Origin of the sequence: Micromonospora cathayae (assembly GCF_028993575.1) — a bacterium.
Taxonomy (GTDB): domain Bacteria; phylum Actinomycetota; class Actinomycetes; order Mycobacteriales; family Micromonosporaceae; genus Micromonospora; species Micromonospora cathayae.
The window spans coordinates 1,772,683-1,788,291 of record NZ_CP118615.1 but is presented as its reverse complement, the minus strand read 5'-3'; the positions used below and the strand labels follow the sequence as shown (position 1 = coordinate 1,788,291).

The window sequence follows — 15,609 nt, the reverse complement described above, 5'->3', positions numbered from 1 at the left end:
GGCCCGCAGGTCAGCGGCCGACGGGCCAGACCATCCGTACCTCGGTGCCGATGCCCTCGTCCACCGGGCGCACCTGAAGGTCCTCCACGAACCCGGCGAGCAGCGCGAAGCCCACCCCGGTGGTGAGCGCCTCGTCGGTCAACGACTCGTTCGCCAACTGGTCCGCGTCCAGCGCGGCCAGGCCGATCCCCGCCTCGATCGGGGCCCGGTCCACCACCCGCACCGCGTACGCCCCGGAGTCCGACATCTCGACCAGCACCGGGTCGGACACCCCGTACTGCCGGTGCAGGGCGACCGCCCGGGTGCACGCCTCACCGATGGCGAGGCGCACCTCGTCCAGCAGATCCTCGCGGACCCCGGCCCGTCGGGCGACCGCCACCCCCACCAGTCGGGCGGTGCGGACGTGGACCGGGGCGGGCGAGAAGGAGAGCCGGACCGTCGCCATCACGCGCCCGGGGTTGACGGGTCGGCGGCGACCGCCGCGTCGACCGTGGGATGCAGCGGGAAGACCTGGTCCAGCGCGGTGATCCGGAAGATCTTGAGCAGCGGCTCCTTGTCACAGACCAGCGCGAAGGTGCCACCGGCCGACCGCAGCCGCTTCAACGCGCCGACCAGCACGCCGAGACCGGTCGAGTCGAGGAAGTCCACCCGACCCAGGTCGACCACCACCCGGCGGGCCCCACCGTCGATCAGCTCGATGAGCCGTTCACGCAGGCGGGGGGCGGTGTAGACGTCGACCTCACCGCCGACCTCGAGCACCGTGTGCTCCCCCACGGTGCGGGTCGCCAGCGACAGCTCCATCGGTCCTCCCTCGCAAGAGCCCTGAACTCTCCTGGGCATCTAACCATCTCCGCCGCCGACCCGATCAGGTCACCGGCGTCGGGCTCCTCCTACCCAGCCCCGGGCGTGCGGACTCCGGTACCCCAGTGCGAGAGTGCAGGACGTGACCTCCGCAGCCACCGTGTCGACCGGTTCCGGTCCCGGCCGCACCCCGGAGGAGCTGCTGCGCCGGCTCCGCGCCCGGACCGCCGCCGACCCGGTCACCCACGTCGAACGGGTACCGGCCCGGCCCGGCGTACCGGTGCCGTGGCCGGACTGGGCCCCGGCGGAACTGCGCGCGGCGTTCGCCCGACGCGGGGTGGTCGCGCCGTGGCGGCACCAGGCCGAGGCGGCCAGCCTCGCGTACGACCGGCAGCACGTGGTGGTCGCCACCGGCACCGCCTCCGGCAAGTCCCTGGCGTACCAGCTTCCCGCGCTGGCCACCCTGCTCGCCGACCCCCGGGCCACCGTGCTCTACCTCGCCCCGACCAAGGCGCTCGCCGCCGACCAGTTCCGCGCCGTCGCCGGGCTTGAGCTGGACGGGGTACGCCCGGCCACCTACGACGGGGACACCCCGCGCGCCGAACGGGAGTGGATCCGCCGGCACGCCCGGTTCGTGCTGACCAACCCGGACATGTTGCACCACGGCATCCTCCCCGGGCACGCGCACTGGTCCGGTTTCCTGCGCCGGCTGACGTACGTGATCGTCGACGAGTGCCACACCTACCGGGGCGTCTTCGGCTCGCACGTGGCGCACGTGCTGCGCCGGCTCCGCAGGCTGAGCGGACGGCCGAGCCGTACCTCCATGCCCGTCGGCCCGCCCGGTCCGGTGTTCGCCGGCCCGTCGGGTACCACCGGTTCGCCGGGTGCCACCCTGGCACGCTCGTCCGGCCCCACCCTCGCCGGCCCGTCCGGCAGCCCCGCCGTCGCCGGCCCGGCCGGTGGGCTGGTGGACCGGGACGCCGGACCCGCCCTCCGGTCGGGGGCTCCGCCCGCCGGCTCGACCGGCCCGACGTTCGTGCTGGCCTCGGCCACGTCCGGGGATCCGGCGACGGCCGCCGGGCGGCTCACCGGCCTACCGGTCGCCGCCGTCACCGAGGACACCTCGCCGCGCGGCGGGGTGACCTTCGCCCTCTGGGAACCCCCGATGCAGCCGGCCACCGCCGACGGGCCGGAGGATCTGACGCCGGTCCGCCGGTCGGCGCTGCGCGAGACGGCGGACCTGCTCGCCGACACCGTCATCGAGGGGGTAAGCACGCTCGCGTTCGTCCGGTCCCGGCGCGGTGCCGAGGTGGTGGCGGCCAACGCACGGCGGGCCCTCGACGAGGCGGTGCCCGGCCTCGGGGCCCGGGTGGCCGCGTACCGGGCCGGCTATCTGCGCGAGGAGCGGCGCGAGCTGGAACGGGCCCTGCTCGACGGCGAGCTGCTCGGGCTGGCCTCCACCAACGCATTGGAACTGGGGGTCGACCTGGTCGGCCTGGACGCGGTGCTGATCTGCGGGTACCCGGGCACCCGGGCGTCGCTGTGGCAGCAGGCCGGGCGGGCGGGGCGCTCCGGCGACGAGGCGCTGGCCGTACTGGTGGCCCGGGACGACCCGCTCGACACCTACCTGGTGCACCACCCGGAGGCGCTGTTCGGCGCGCCGGTGGAGGCGACGGTGCTCGACCCGGCCAACCCGTACGTGCTGGCACCGCAGTTGGCCTGCGCGGCGGTCGAGTCCCCGCTGACCCCGGCCGACCTGGAACTCTTCGGCGACGGGGCGAAGGAAGCGGTGGACGCGCTGGTCGCGGCGCAGGCGCTGCGACAGCGGCCGACCGGCTGGTACTGGCGGCACCGGGAACGTCCCGAGGTGGACCTGCGCGGCGAGGGGGGCGCACCGGTCTGCGTGGTCGAGGCGGCCACCGGACGGTTGCTCGGTACCGTCGACGGCGGTTCGTCGCACGTGCTGGTCCACCCCGGCGCGGTCTACCTGCACCAGGGCGTGTCGTACGTGGTGGACGAACTGGACCTGGCCGACGGGTGCGCGCTGGTGCACGCCGAGGAGCCGGACTGGTCCACGCATGCCCGGGACGTCACCGCGCTGTCGGTGGTGTCGGTGCGGTCCCGGGTCGACGCCGGGCCGGTGCAGTTGTTCCTCGGTGAGGTGGACGTGACCAACCAGGTGGTCTCGTACCAGCGGCGGCGCATCGCGTCCGGTGAGGTGATCGACACCCGGCCGCTGGACCTGCCGGCCCGGGAACTGCGTACCGTCGCGGTCTGGTTCACCCTCACGCCGGAGACGCTGGCGGCGGCCGGGGTGGAGCCACCCGACGTGCCCGGTGCGCTGCACGCCGCCGAACATGCCGCGATCGGGTTGCTGCCGTTGATGGCGACCTGTGACCGGTGGGACATCGGCGGGCTGTCCACCGCGCTGCACCCGGACACCGGGGCCCCGACCGTCTTCGTCTACGACGGACATCCGGGCGGGGCGGGGTTCGCCGAGCGGGCGTACCGGACGGCGGCGGCGTGGCTGCGGGCCACCCGGGAAGCGATCGCCGAGTGCGGTTGTGAGACCGGCTGCCCGTCCTGCGTACAGTCCCCGAAGTGCGGAAACGGCAACAATCCGCTGGACAAGTCGGCCGCCGTCCAGGTCCTCGACGTGGTCCTGGCGAGTCTGCCAGGCGAGACGCACGCATAGATCAGGTCCTTTCGGGGCATGGTGGCTTGGGAGCGCTTCCATGCCCCCCCGAGGAGGAGTTGTGGCCGACACCATCACCGAGACCGTCGACCTGCTCTACACCATCGACCAGGAAAACCTGACCCGTGACCAGCAGATCGCCCTCGGCGCGGCCCTGGCCCAGCTCGCCCAGGCCGAACGGCTGGACCAGATCAACGAGCGGCTCCGCGCCATCCACCAGGTCCTCAACGCCTGGGTACTGCGCGCGACGGTAGACGGTGCCCGCTGACCCGCGCACCCTGCCCCGCGCATGCTCCCCGGTGGCGGCCGACTCTCGCCCGGTCGGCCGCCACCAGCCGGGCCATGCCGGCTCTCCCCTCACCGCGCCGGCCCCTACCCGGCCCCCGCAGCGCTCCCGAGGGCTCCGGACCCCGACCCCGCCACGCCGACTCTCCCCGGCGCTCCGGCCACCGCCCGGCCATGCCGGCTCTCCCTTACCGCGCCGGCCCTCACCCGGCCACCCCGACGCCCCCCAACGCTCCGGCAACCGCCCGGCCACGCCGGCGCTCCCCGACGCTCCGGCCCTACCCGCAGCGGCCCGGATCTCACCCCCGGATCCGACCCAGCGTCGAACTTCACCCCACGTCGCCCGGATCTCACCCTGCTGTCGCCCGGCGCTCACTCAAAGCCGGACCTCGGCCCACCATCGGGCCCGATTTCTCCCCGCGCCGGACCTCCACCCCGCCGTCGGCCAGGTCTGGTCCAGCGGTCGGCCGGAAGCTGTGCGAGAGTCGGGCCCAGAAATGGGGAGGAACTCTCATGCAGCTTGAGCAGCTCCAGGGTCAGCAGCGGTTCCATGTCCGGCAGCGCATCCGGATGATGGTCAATCAGTACGAGGTGCACGCGGTCGCCCCGGACGGCTCCGAGGGTGGGCTGCTCGCCTTCGCTCAGCAGAAGCGGCTGGCCTTCAAGGAGCAGGTGACCATCTACACCGACGACAGCAAGCAGTACCCGCTGCTCGGCTTCAAGGCCCGACAGCGGCTCGACATCGGGGCCACGTACGACGTCACCGACCCCACCGGCAACCCGATCGGGCTGTTCCGGAAGGACTTCGCCCAGTCGCTGCTGCGCTCGACCTGGCACGTCGAGCAGCCCGGCCTGCCACCGGTCACCGGCCAGGAGCGGAGTATGCCGGTGGCGGTGCTGCGCCGGTTCGTCGACTCGCTGTCCTGGTTGCCGTACCACTTCGACTTCGTCGCCCAGGGGCAGCCGGTCTTCTCAGTGGTGAAGCAGTGGGGTCTGCGCGACCGGTACACCGTCGACGTGGCGCACCCGGGCATCGACCGTCGCCTGGTGATCGCGATGGCGATCGGGTTGGACGCCCTCCAGGGCCGCTGAACCAGCCGGCCCTACCGCCGCCCCGCCCCGCCCCGACATGACGTGGGTCAGCCGCGGGTCGGGCCGGCGCGTGAGGTGATGCTGGCCCGGCGGGTCAGCCCGGGGGCCAACTCGACCGTCACCTCGGTCGTGACCAGCAGGTCCAGCCCTTCCAGCTGACATCGGGTCAGCCTCGCCCGGTTGGCGTTGGCGAAGTCGGCGGCCCGGCGACAGGCGGCCTCCTCACCCCGGACACCGAGGGCCGCGCCGGCCAGGGCAGCGAAGTCGGCCGCCATCCGGGCCTGCTGCCGGGCGGTGCGGGCCGCGCCGACCACCGCACCGAACACCCCGGTCAGCAGCAGCACCAGACCGACCGCGAGCAGCAACACACTCGCCCCACCCTGGTCCCGGCCGTCCGGCACCAGTACGGCACCAACTCCTGCCCTGCCCACGGACCACATCCCTCCTTTCACTCCACCGGATACGGGATGCCGGGCTCGACGGCGGCGACCGCCGTGGCTGTCACCGTGAGCCGGGGTAGGTGCGCGCCCAGTGCCCGTACGGGTGCCCGCACCGTCACGGTGACCCGGTCCCCACCGACCCGGATCGCGATGTCGGCTCCGTCCGGGGCGCTACCGGCTCCGGCCTCGGTGCCGGACCGGCCCCGGGAGGCGGCGAGCGCCGCCTCCCGGGCGGTGTCCAGACAGGCGGCTTTCGTGGTCGCAGCGTTCACCGCGGTCAGCCCGGTCAGAAGAAGCAGCATCAGCGCCGGCAGGCCGGCCGCCAACTCGGCCGTGAAGGAACCCTGGTCGCCGCCCGGCCGGCAGCCGCGTCGACCGTTGCGGGACGTGGCGGAACCGCAGGGGCGGTCAGCCGGCCGGCGCGCGGTCACTTGAGCGCCCGGTCGATCACCGCAGTCAGCGCGGACTGCACGTTGCCGCTGGTCAGCACCTTCAGCAGAATGCCGGCGAAGGCGACGGCGGCGAGGGTGCCGACGGCGTACTCGGCGGTGTTCATTCCGGCGTCCCCGCGCAGGCGGGCCATCAGTTTGCGCACGACTGTTCCTTTCTCGACGGTTCGTTCCTCAGAGCACGTCGCCGAGGACGGCGACGATCACCGGCACCAGGCCGGCGAGAATGAAGGCCGGCAGGAAGCAGAGCCCCAACGGCAGCACGATCAGGACGCCGGCCCGGCGGGCGGACGCCTCGGCGGCGACGGCCCGGTCGGTACGCAGGTCGTCGGCGAGGCGGGTAAGGGCTCCGGCCAACGCGGCACCGCTCTCGGCGGAGCGGACCGCAGCGGTGACCAGCCGGTCCGCTCCGGTGACGGGCGCGAGGTGCGCCCACGCCTCGCCCGGACCACCGCCGAGGTGCAGGGTCCGCCCGACCCGCCCGAGCCGGTCGGCGAGTGGCCCGCCGAGCGCCTCCGCCACGGCGGTCACCGCCCGGTCGACGGGAGCGCCACCCCGCATCGCCGCTGCCAGCAGGTCCGCGGCCAGCGGCAGGTCAGCCGCCTCGGCGAGCCGGCGGTCCCGGACGGCCGGCGACTCGATCCGCCGGAGCAGCCGGTCCGCCGCGGTGGCGGTCAGCAGCCCGCCGACCATTCCGGACCAACCACCGAGGACCACCACGACCGAGATCCCGGCCAGTACGGCGGCCAACCGGACGCGGTCGAGTCGGGGCGGTGTCTGCGGCTCGCCACCGGTGTGACCGCCGGCGGCACTGGGTCGACCGGCCATCAGCGCACCCCGTGCGGCGGGGCGCCGAGCCGCTCCGCCCAGAGCAGTCCGACGGTCTGGAGTCCGGTGGCTCCCAGCGCGCAGGCCGCGCCGACCGGGGTGTGCAGCAGCACCCCGACCGGATCGACACCGACGGTGTACCCGAGCACGATGCCGCCGAGCGGCAGGGCGGCGAGCAGCCAGGCGGTGGCCCGCGCCCCGGCAGCCTGGGCGGCCGCGGCGGCCAGCCCCCGGTCCACCGCCCGCGCGTCGGCTTCGATCCGCTCCACCAGCTCCGCCAGGGGCGCGCCGGTCCGGTCGGCGAGGCGGGCGGCGGCGCGGGCCAGCCGGTCGAGCCGGGAAGGAGGGACGACGGTGGTGGAACCTGTGCCGCCAGAAACCGCCCCGATGTGCTCCTCCCCGGCAAGGCCCACCGGGACCGGCAGACCCGCTCGCAGGTCGGCGGCGAGTGCACCCAGGTCGTCCAACTGACGACGGCGGAGCTGGTCGGTCGCCGCGACGGCCCGTCGGCGCAGCAGGGCCCGCGTCCCCAGGGCGACGTACGCGGCAGCGACCAGAGCGGCCACCGGCCCGGCGACCACCCCGCCGACGACCGCCGCTGCACCGGTCACCAGCGCGGTACGGACGCGGGGCACCAGCCTCCACCGGCCGATGCCGGTCACCGGACGACCCGCTGGACCCGTCCGGCCGGACCCGCCGGTGACGGCACGGTGCGGGCCGGCGTCGCCCGGCCACCCGTCGGGTGGTGGGGCGGCGGGGCCGCCGCCGGCTGCCGGACGGGTCGGGTCGCGGCGGCTGGGCGGCCCGGCCGGTGCCTGCCGGGCCGGTGATCGCATCGGCCCGGCGACCGGCCATCGGGGCAGGTGGCCGTGGCTCCGCAGCCCCGCCGTCAATCGCGTCCCCGGACGGGCGGCCCGACTGTCGGTCGAACCCCCGCCGGTGGGGCCGATCACGGAAAAGAGCGCGCGGTGCCGGGGCCGCGAGCCGCCCGTCGGCCACCCGATCACGGCCGCTGCGGCGAGAACCAGCAGGACCACCGGCCAGGCGGAGGCACTCACGACGACGTCTCCGCCGAGCCGGACCAGGCCCCACCCGGCCAGGGTTGGGCCAGGATCGGCGGAACCGGAACTCCGCGCTGCTGGATCAGTGCTCCGAGTGCCCGCGCGGCGAGGCCCAGGCCGCGTCCCCGCAGCCAGGCAGGCACGACGCTGACCAGCCGATCCGGCCCGTCCGGCAGCAGCAGGGAGACCGACTCCAGCACCCGCCCGTGCCGGCCCCGCCGCATCTGGAACACCACCTGAAGGGCGGCGGTCACCTGGGCGTGCAGGGCGGCCCGCGGCAACCCGCCGAGCAGGCCGAGCGCCTCCAGCCGGGCCGGCACGTCGGACGGGGCGTTGGCGTGCAGGGTGCCCGCTCCGCCGTCGTGGCCGGTGTTCAGGGCGGCGAGCAGGCCGACCACCTCCCCACCCCGGCACTCACCCACTACCAGCCGGTCCGGTCGCATCCGTAGCGCCTGCCGGACCAGGTCGCTCAGCCCCACCGCGCCGGAGCCCTCCACGTTGGAGGTGCGGGCCTGCAGCCCGACCACGTGCGGGTGCCGCGGGTGCAGCTCGGCGGCGTCCTCCACCAGCACGATCCGCTCCGTGCCCGGCACCAACCCCAGCAACGTGTTGAGCAGGGTGGTCTTGCCCGAGCCGGTGCCCCCGGTGACCAGGTACGCCAACCGGGCCGCCACGACGGCGGCGAGCAGTGGGGCCACCGGCCGGGGCACGGTGCCGTGGTCGACCAGTTCGTCGAGGGTGAAGGGACGCTGCCGGAAGGTCCGCAGCGACAGGTACGGGCCGTCGGTCGCCACCGGGGGCAGGACGGCGTGCAGTCGGGTGCCGTCAGCGAGCCGGGCGTCGGCGTACGGGGAGCCGTCGTCGAGCCTGCGGCCGGCGGTGGCGGCGAGCCGCTGCGCCAGCCGGCGTACGTCGTCGACGGTGCCGACCGGCACCGCCACCTGCCGCAGGCCGTCGCCCCGGTCGACCCAGACCCGGGTGCCGTTGACCAGTACGTCGGTCACCTCGGGATCGGCCAGGAGCGGACCGAGCGGACCGGCACCCACCAGGTCGTCGTGCACCCGGTCGGCCATCCGCAGCACCACCGTGTCGCCGAGGACGGCGGCGGTGGGCTCGGCGCGTACCGCCGACACCACGGCAGCGGGCGTGACCGGGGTGGCCTCGGCCGCGAAGCGCTGGCGTACCCGGGCGGACAGGTCGGGCGCAGCCGTGCCCGGACGGCCGGCGGCGGATCCGGCCCGGGGCTGGCCGGTCATGCCGCGTCCTCGACGGGCCGGCCGGTCAGATCGGCGACGATCCGCTGGCAGAGGGCGGCGAGTGGACCCTGACCGGCCGCCGCCGGGGCCTCGCCCCGTTCCAGCCCTCGGCAGATGGCCGGCTCCGGGCGGAGCGTGCCGGCCAACGGCAGACCGAGTGACCGGGCCACCTCGGCGGCCTTCAACCGCCCGGGGGCGGGGCCGCGCACGATCACCGCGAGTTCGGCGCAGTGCGGCGCTGCGGCGGCGACCACCCGGGTCGCCGCGGCGGTGGCCCGCAGCTCGGCCGGGACGATCACGAAGGCCTGGTCGGCGGCCTGCAGTGCGACGACGGCGGCGTCGTCGAGTTGCCGGGGCAGGTCGACGACGACCATGTCCCGGCCCCGCCGGGCGGCGTCGAGGGTGGCGGCCATCGCCGGCGAGGGCAGTGGCAGCAGGTCGCCCCGGTCCCAGGAGAGGACCACCAGGTCGCCTCGACTGGGCAACGCCTGGACCAGGGCGGGTGGGTCGACCCGGCCGTCGGCGTCGGTGAGGGCGGGCCAGCGCAGCCCCGCCAGATCCTCCCAGCCGAGCACCAGGTCCAGGCCGCCGCCGAGCGGGTCCGCGTCGACGAGGAGGGTACGCAGCCCGGCCCGGGCGGCGGTGACCGCCAGACCACCGGCGAGCACGCTGGCACCGGCCCCACCCCGCCCGCCGAGTATGGCCACGACCCGGGCGGCAGCGGCCGTCTGCTGGGGCGCGCACTCGGTGAACCGGTCGACGATCCAGGGCTCGGCCGCCGGAAGCACGGCCACGTGTTCCGCGCCGATCAGCTCGGCGACCTCCCAGCCCGGGTCCGTCACGCCGGAGCGCCCGACCAGCACCAGCCGGGCCCGGCGCGGTAGCCGGGCCCGCAGGCAGTGCTGGGCCTGGTCGCTGCCGACGAGCACGAGCGGGGCCGGCGACCACCGGGTTCGGGCCGCCGCCGGGTCGGCGGCCACCTCGACCTCGGTGCCGCCGGCGGCAGCGAGCCGGAGCAGGTCGTCGAGCAGCTCGGCGTCTGCGGTGACGACCAGCGGCAGTCGTTGGCGCGGCCGGACGGCGGTACGGGATGGCATCGCGGCCTCCAGTGGTCGGGGTGTTGCCGAGACCCTGCTCCACCGGACACCCCGCCCGCTGGCTTCCGACCCGTACCTGTGGATAACTCGACCGCCTGTGGACAACCCCCGATCCGGCAGTTGATCTGCTAAGCGGACGGACCTCGGACCGGCGGTTGTCGCTGGTCCCCGCGTGATCACATCGAACGGTGCCGGTAAGGTCCATTGATCCACGAGAACGTCCGTACGGATGATCGGGCCTTCGCCCGCCTTTGGCGGCAGCGTCGGCGAACGGAGACCAGAACGTCGATGGTTGAGTCCAGGGAACACACACCGGGTGCACGGGCGGGCACCGACGAGACCGCGGCCCGCCCGAAGCGGCTGTGGCACCTGCTGCTGGTCGCGCTCGCGGTCACCGCGTTGACCACCACGGTGGGGTGGGCGATGGCCCCCGCCGAGGAACGTCCGCCTCCACGGGTGGTCGAGCCGCCGCTGCCCGCCGTGCCGCTGCCCACCCTCGCCGGTGCCGCCCCCAGCGGGTCGGCACGGCCGGTCCAGCCGGTCCGGGCCAGCCCGTCGGGGACCACGTCGCCGTCGCGTAGCGCCCCGCCGGAGCCGACCAGGACCACCAGTCCCACTCCGGGTCCCGCCTCCCCCACCCCCTCCCGCTCCCCGGAGGTACCGGAACTGACTCCGCTGCCGGCCAGCAGCGAACGGGAGCTGCGGGCGGAGGACGGCGGACCGGAGACGACCGTCGAGTTCGTCAACCGCCGCGACGACCAGGTGACCCTGTACCGGCTGAACGAGTGGGGCTACCGGGTGCGCGTCACCCGGTTGGCGGCGGGAGAGTCGCACCCGCAGGCCACGCAGGTGGGCCACCCGTGGGTGGTCACCAACCGGTACGGTTCGACGCTGGCCGTGTTCCAGCCGGTCGCCGAGCCCGCCCGGGCGATCATCCAGTAGTCGACCGGAAAGCGTTCCGGAATGCGATCATCCACGGTCGACCGAATCGCCATCCTGGCCGCCCGGCCGAAAGTCGACTGATCCACGCCCGTCGACACGGAGAACTGTCCGAAACGGGCGCGGGCCGCCGGCGACGTCCGTCGCCACTTTCGCCGGCCGGCGGGCAACCGACCGGCTCGGCCGTCCTGTTCCATCAACCCTCAGACGAACCAGGCGGCCGCGTCCAGCGAATGCCTCTTCTCGCGGCGCGGTCTCGCTTCTCGTCTCCGGCCCGAGAACGCCGCCGGTGGCCGCCCGATTGATTCCTGGACGCCGATGAAGGCGCTCGTGGCCGGCAGCCCGAAGGTCGGGCCTTCGGCCAGAACCTTGCCACTGCATCGGTTCCGGGAGCGTTGCCGCCGAGCGACGGCGACGCAGGTCGACCCGTACGGCGAGAATGTCAAGACCTCCCGCACCAGGAAACAATGTGGCTGCGGTCGGACAATCTTGCTCTGCAATACGTCAGAGAAGTCGTGGTGTCCGGTCGACGGCCCCGACGAGGGTGGCGGTCGGGCCGGCGGACACCGCGACGTGCCCGTTCGGTCTTTCGGTTATCGGAGGCGATGGAGCGGCGCTGGCGGACGAAGCGACGACGACACCGACGAGCCCGCCCAGGCACGCACGACCGAGCGAAAACGCATCAGCCTTTCCTCCCTCCGAGCAGGGCACCGGACCGGTCCATTCGCATAGCCATTCGAAGCTCAATTGTCGATGGCCGTCTCCTGGCTGACCCGCGGCGCGATCCGGTCACCGTCTGACTGACCCGCGGCGCGATCCGGTCACCGTCCGGCAGACCGCTTCGCCCCTCGGGAGCGGCCGGAACGCCGACTCATGTGCCGGGGCGATCGGGTGGACGTCCGGCCCCTCCCGCTGACCGGCCCGCAGCGAGGTCACCGACAGCAGGGCCTCCACCGGCACCACGGGTGTCGTGCACAAGAGCGTTCCGCTGCACCACACCCCAGCCCTCGGACGATCATGGGAGCCGGGCGCCGTCACAGGTCCCGCCGCTTCCGGCCGGGGATCAGCCTCCGGGGACGGCTCCGACGAGGACGGCGACAACCTGTGAGCTGCGCCGGAGCGTCTACCCGGACAAGGGACGACCCCCGTCGGGGGGATGCGGACTGAAACTGCCGGCCGCTGTCAAACGGTGGCGGCCTGCGTCGGTGAGCAGGTGCCAGGCGTCGTCGGTTCACGTTCGGGGCCGACCTGCATCGACGCTCGCGCTGCCTTCTTGCTGCCTTGCCGCTGCCCGATGCCTCGCTTACAAGCTCTGTGCACAGCGTCCGCACGCGTCCGGGAACGGCTGCAAGATCGGGCTTCGTCGGTGCACGTGTTCCTCAGCAAGCTGCCGTCCGGCATGGTTGCTGTCATCGTTACTGTCGGCAGCCATTCCGCTGCCACCCCATGTCGTTCTGCTAGGAAGCTCTCATGGCACGTCTATCCGGGTGAGGACTCGCTACCCAACTCGTCATCAAGGTAGATGCGGTGCCGGGCCTCCAACGTCGCTGCCGCCTCTCCACGGTGATAGCCACATACAAAGCAGGTTCCGATTCCCACGCCAACCCCGTGAGGATCAATGCTTGTAACCACTAGTGTCTCTTGCCCGCATACGTCGCACTCTTGCGGATCAGGGCTTGCCGCTCGCTCCTTCGGGTCAAACGGCAAAGCGTCATCAAGGTTTGCCACTCGACGTGCAACCTCATCCTCACTGAGCAGAGCGAGGTACAACTCTGCGAAAGCTCGTGCGTCTGCGTCGCGGGCTAGATCCTGCGCCTCACGCTCATCGCCCTCGAACATGTCCAGCACAAGCAGGGCCGGATGCTGATCTAGGTCTCGCAGTGCTTCCACGGCGTTTGGATGGACGGAGGCCCAACCCCCGCTCCCATGCCTGGCGGGTGCCAACTCCGTCACAGTCTTCCGCAACACACCAGTGTGGTTCGCGACTCGTCTGGCGGCATCGGACAGCTCGGCGTCACTACCAACCTTCGAATCGATGAGATTCAGCAGACGTCGCGCGGAGAGCATGTGTCCTGTCCTGCCAGGCTCAACCTCTTCCCCGGGCCACTCGTACGCAACGATGGCGACGAGTGCGTTCGTGACAGCCGCATCAAAGAGAGCCGGTGCTCCCGGGCGTTCGTATCCAAGGCCGAGCGCAAGGGTGTTCTGGGCGTACTCGTCGCGGGCGTGGCGGGAACGACTCACGGTCAGCAGTCTAGGGGCCGCTGGCGAAGTCTCCCAGGCTTCACAACCGCCTCGTTCACTCGGGCCGGTCGACGCATCACGAGTTAGCCGCCCGGCACCGGCCCACAGCTTGATCCTCATGCCAGCCTGATCGTCCGGTACGGCATCGTCTTAAGGTCGCGGGCTTGGCTGCTCGGCCGGATCCTGGCTCCCACGCTCGACATGTCGTCGCCGACCCAGTCGCAGCCCAGGATCCGGTCAGCCCGCAATAGACACTCATTGAGTCGGCTGGTTTGTGGGGCGGTCACCGTCGCTCACGGGAATGTGCGGATCCTCAAACAGCGTCTGCTCATCGACTGGGTCCTCATCCGCCCGGAGACTGACTCCGGACGACTCTACTCTTACTAGGAAGTCCCGGTGTGCGCGCTTGGTGAAGTCGAGGAGTTCATGCCAGGTACGGTGAGAGACGCGAGCATCCGAATTCAAAGACGAGAGCGAAACAGGGCTAAGTTTGTCCATATAATCGGACACGAAAGTTAACCTTCGTATCGGGAACTGCTCGCCGAGAACTGGATTATCGTCAAGGAATTTCGTCAGTGCGGCGAGATAGCCGAACCCGCGCTGATACTCTTCATCCGTCAGGTGATATTCAAGCCGTTTGATCTCAACGATCCAGAGGACTCCGGCGTCGTTGAGCATAACGAAGTCGGGCTCCTTTCGCTCGTTGTCGATGGCAGACGTAACGACGGCAACCCCGAAGACCTTCTCATACCATGCCTCGAAGCTTGCCCGCACCCGCTTCAGTGACTCATTCATCCCGAGAGGCGTCCACTCGGGAGCCAATAGCCAGGGTGCCTGCTCGATTAGCTCTTGCAATGGCCTCTCAAGCGTCCTCCCATTGGCAATTAACTCTTCCAGCTTTGTGATTACGTCGAGGCGCTCCTCAGCCACTTGCCCCAGGGAGTACATTTCAACCATACGAGCCCGCTGAAACAGTGCCATGACAGCGTCAACTGTTGTAGCCGTCGTCTCGGAAACCTCTCTGAGGGTTCCAAGTAACGTTTGGTGCGGGCCAATAGAGAAGGCGAGTTCAGTTAGCCGGTCGACGTGGTCCTGATCCTCCAGGGCCTCGGGGTCAACGTCCTTGACAAGCAGTTTCGCCGCCTCAGTTACGGAGTGCTTCAGCTCCGGCTCATTCGGCGCTGCTTGATCAAGGCGCTTCTTCAGATCAGATTTTTTCTCGAACTCCGCCCATTTCTCTTTTTTCATTGCCGCCGCGCCACGCTTAGCGAGGGCTTTGGTAAGTTTCTGCCCCCAATTCCTCAGAGCCTCACCCTGGTCTGAATGCCAGATAATGTCCTGGCGGTCCGACCGCACTAAATCATCTTCCTGGTCTAGCCATTCGGCATGAATCTCGCCGACAAGGTATGACCTTAGAGTGAATTCGCCAGTGAAGCCAGCGCCGATGTCAAAATCCCGCGTCTGGGCGACAATCTTACCTCGCGCATATATTCGGACACCAGCCATAGCCGGGTCCTTATACGGCTTCTTCGAGTAGGCGACGAAGCCCGTGACAGGCAGAAAGCTATCTTCGAATCTGACCGGCATATCGGACACATCCATAAAGGTGTCGTCCATAAAATCTATTTTCAGTGTGCCTAGCTCAAATGACTGCTGGGCATTGAGCGAGTTTACGACTCTGACCATCCAGTCAGTACGCGTCAGGCCGAACCGAGCCGAAAGCTGCCTATCGAGTTCATCACGACTAGGGACACGCTTTCTGAAGAAGTCCCTCAGTTTTACAGTTGTGCCCGACTCTTTGGAGAACGTCCCGTCGAACTCGCCTGGCTGCGGATTGTATTCATCATCCGTGTCAGCAAGCATTTCCGACAACCGCATTATGATATGCGACACGCGATAGCCCATCGGCGTTTCTTCGCCGCCAGCGGTGATTACCTCTACGGTCTCGCAGATCCCAAAGGGGGCAAGCTTCCCGATACCCTTACGGCCCATGACCGGTCGGTGGCGGTGGCGAGATTTATCACTTCCCGTCCGTTTCCTCCGGTCTGCGCCAACCGAGAGATATTGCTTGTTCAACTCATCGGACGTCATGCCGTGGCCGTCATCCACGATCAAGATCTCATGGCCTCGCCCCTGACCGTCTACTCCACCGGCGTCATCACTGCTCAGTAGCGCTCCTTGTGCATCCGCTACCTCAACCGCCTGGTGCCTCCCGTCACCAGCTTCGGCAAGCTGCACATGGTCGCCTGGTCCGGACTTGCCGGCACGGGCCAAAAGTGTTCCCCAAGGCAGGGTGATGGTTACTGTCGCCGCGTCCGCGTCGTAAGAGTTTGCGATCAGCTCGGCAAGAACGGCCGTGACCCTGTCATAGAGCTTAATGCCCAGCTTGTCGATGGTGAGCCGGCTGATCTTCATCGTGTAC

Annotated in this window: 14 protein-coding genes and 2 pseudogenes; 5 read left to right on the top strand and 11 right to left on the bottom strand. The window is 71.0% G+C overall.

The genetic code is table 11. The features are described 5' to 3' along the window. Window positions 1-10: 10 nt before the first annotated feature. Window positions 11-445, bottom strand: coding sequence for an ATP-binding protein (locus PVK37_RS08345; RefSeq protein WP_275035030.1), 435 nt, complete (start codon window positions 443-445; stop codon window positions 11-13). Next, a complete protein-coding gene (locus tag PVK37_RS08340; RefSeq protein WP_275033209.1) occupies window positions 445-801 on the bottom strand; it encodes an STAS domain-containing protein in 357 nt (118 codons plus the stop codon). The genes PVK37_RS08345 and PVK37_RS08340 overlap by 1 nt, the downstream gene beginning before the upstream one ends. A gap of 142 nt (window positions 802-943) precedes the next feature. Between PVK37_RS08340 and PVK37_RS31830 the strand changes: the two are divergent. The 4 genes and pseudogenes from PVK37_RS31830 to PVK37_RS08325 form a co-directional block, all read left to right on the top strand. Then, window positions 944-1,621, top strand: a pseudogene (locus PVK37_RS31830) (DEAD/DEAH box helicase); the annotation flags it as partial. 207 nt (window positions 1,622-1,828) lie between these two features. After that, window positions 1,829-3,496: pseudogene (locus PVK37_RS08335) on the top strand (Zn-binding domain-containing protein); the annotation flags it as partial. A gap of 61 nt (window positions 3,497-3,557) precedes the next feature. Then, window positions 3,558-3,764, top strand: a complete 207-nt coding sequence (locus PVK37_RS08330; protein WP_275033206.1) for a hypothetical protein — start codon at window positions 3,558-3,560, stop codon at window positions 3,762-3,764. 530 nt (window positions 3,765-4,294) lie between these two features. Continuing rightward, window positions 4,295-4,873 (top strand): LURP-one-related family protein, encoded by a 579-nt coding sequence (locus tag PVK37_RS08325; RefSeq protein WP_275033204.1) that lies wholly within the window; start codon window positions 4,295-4,297, stop codon window positions 4,871-4,873. 47 nt (window positions 4,874-4,920) lie between these two features. Here the strand turns inward: PVK37_RS08325 and PVK37_RS08320 are convergent, their stop codons facing one another. From PVK37_RS08320 to ssd, 7 genes are all read right to left on the bottom strand, one after another. Continuing rightward, the gene (locus tag PVK37_RS08320; RefSeq protein WP_423791019.1) at window positions 4,921-5,313 is read right to left on the bottom strand and encodes an Rv3654c family TadE-like protein; all 393 of its coding nucleotides are present in this window, start codon (window positions 5,311-5,313) and stop codon (window positions 4,921-4,923) included. An 8-nt stretch (window positions 5,314-5,321) separates the two neighbouring features. Next, window positions 5,322-5,639: a TadE family type IV pilus minor pilin gene (locus tag PVK37_RS08315; protein ID WP_275035028.1), complete on the bottom strand. Its 318-nt coding sequence runs from the start codon at window positions 5,637-5,639 to the stop codon at window positions 5,322-5,324. 101 nt (window positions 5,640-5,740) lie between these two features. Beyond that, complete coding sequence (locus tag PVK37_RS08310) at window positions 5,741-5,896, bottom strand: DUF4244 domain-containing protein (protein ID WP_172900371.1); 156 nt, start codon at window positions 5,894-5,896, stop codon at window positions 5,741-5,743. 40 nt (window positions 5,897-5,936) lie between these two features. After that, a complete protein-coding gene (locus PVK37_RS08305; RefSeq protein ID WP_275033201.1) occupies window positions 5,937-6,590 on the bottom strand; it encodes a type II secretion system F family protein in 654 nt (217 codons plus the stop codon). Next, the gene (locus PVK37_RS31825; RefSeq protein WP_423791018.1) at window positions 6,590-7,252 is read right to left on the bottom strand and encodes a hypothetical protein; all 663 of its coding nucleotides are present in this window, start codon (window positions 7,250-7,252) and stop codon (window positions 6,590-6,592) included. The genes PVK37_RS08305 and PVK37_RS31825 overlap by 1 nt, the downstream gene beginning before the upstream one ends. Before the next feature lie 392 nt (window positions 7,253-7,644). Further along, window positions 7,645-8,907 (bottom strand): TadA family conjugal transfer-associated ATPase, encoded by a 1,263-nt coding sequence (locus tag PVK37_RS08295; protein ID WP_275033198.1) that lies wholly within the window; start codon window positions 8,905-8,907, stop codon window positions 7,645-7,647. Continuing rightward, the gene (gene ssd / locus PVK37_RS08290; RefSeq protein WP_275033197.1) at window positions 8,904-10,004 is read right to left on the bottom strand and encodes a septum site-determining protein Ssd; all 1,101 of its coding nucleotides are present in this window, start codon (window positions 10,002-10,004) and stop codon (window positions 8,904-8,906) included. The genes PVK37_RS08295 and ssd overlap by 4 nt, the downstream gene beginning before the upstream one ends. Before the next feature lie 288 nt (window positions 10,005-10,292). Between ssd and PVK37_RS08285 the strand changes: the two genes are divergently transcribed. Next, window positions 10,293-10,946, top strand: a complete 654-nt coding sequence (locus PVK37_RS08285) for a hypothetical protein (protein WP_275033196.1) — start codon at window positions 10,293-10,295, stop codon at window positions 10,944-10,946. A 1,476-nt stretch (window positions 10,947-12,422) separates the two neighbouring features. Here the strand turns inward: PVK37_RS08285 and PVK37_RS08280 are convergent. Continuing rightward, entirely contained in the window at window positions 12,423-13,187 is a 765-nt protein-coding gene (locus tag PVK37_RS08280) for a hypothetical protein (RefSeq protein WP_275033195.1), read from the bottom strand. A gap of 255 nt (window positions 13,188-13,442) precedes the next feature. Further along, window positions 13,443-15,602: an ATP-binding protein gene (locus PVK37_RS08275; RefSeq protein WP_275033194.1), complete on the bottom strand. Its 2,160-nt coding sequence runs from the start codon at window positions 15,600-15,602 to the stop codon at window positions 13,443-13,445. Between the last annotated feature and the right edge of the window lie 7 nt (window positions 15,603-15,609).

What these genes read in the sequence shown, in the direction of transcription:
- PVK37_RS08345 (WP_275035030.1), bottom strand. Translation starts at nt 445, where the DNA reads ATGGCGACGGTCCGGCTCTCCTTCTCGCCCGCCCCGGTCCACGTCCGC.
- PVK37_RS08340 (WP_275033209.1), bottom strand. Translation starts at nt 801, where the DNA reads ATGGAGCTGTCGCTGGCGACCCGCACCGTGGGGGAGCACACGGTGCTC.
- PVK37_RS08325 (WP_275033204.1), top strand. Translation starts at nt 4,295, where the DNA reads ATGCAGCTTGAGCAGCTCCAGGGTCAGCAGCGGTTCCATGTCCGGCAG.
- PVK37_RS08320 (WP_423791019.1), bottom strand. Translation starts at nt 5,313, where the DNA reads ATGTGGTCCGTGGGCAGGGCAGGAGTTGGTGCCGTACTGGTGCCGGAC.
- PVK37_RS08310 (WP_172900371.1), bottom strand. Translation starts at nt 5,896, where the DNA reads ATGGCCCGCCTGCGCGGGGACGCCGGAATGAACACCGCCGAGTACGCC.
- PVK37_RS08305 (WP_275033201.1), bottom strand. Translation starts at nt 6,590, where the DNA reads ATGGCCGGTCGACCCAGTGCCGCCGGCGGTCACACCGGTGGCGAGCCG.
- PVK37_RS08295 (WP_275033198.1), bottom strand. Translation starts at nt 8,907, where the DNA reads ATGACCGGCCAGCCCCGGGCCGGATCCGCCGCCGGCCGTCCGGGCACG.
- ssd (WP_275033197.1), bottom strand. Translation starts at nt 10,004, where the DNA reads ATGCCATCCCGTACCGCCGTCCGGCCGCGCCAACGACTGCCGCTGGTC.
- PVK37_RS08285 (WP_275033196.1), top strand. Translation starts at nt 10,293, where the DNA reads ATGGTTGAGTCCAGGGAACACACACCGGGTGCACGGGCGGGCACCGAC.
- PVK37_RS08275 (WP_275033194.1), bottom strand. Translation starts at nt 15,602, where the DNA reads ATGAAGATCAGCCGGCTCACCATCGACAAGCTGGGCATTAAGCTCTAT.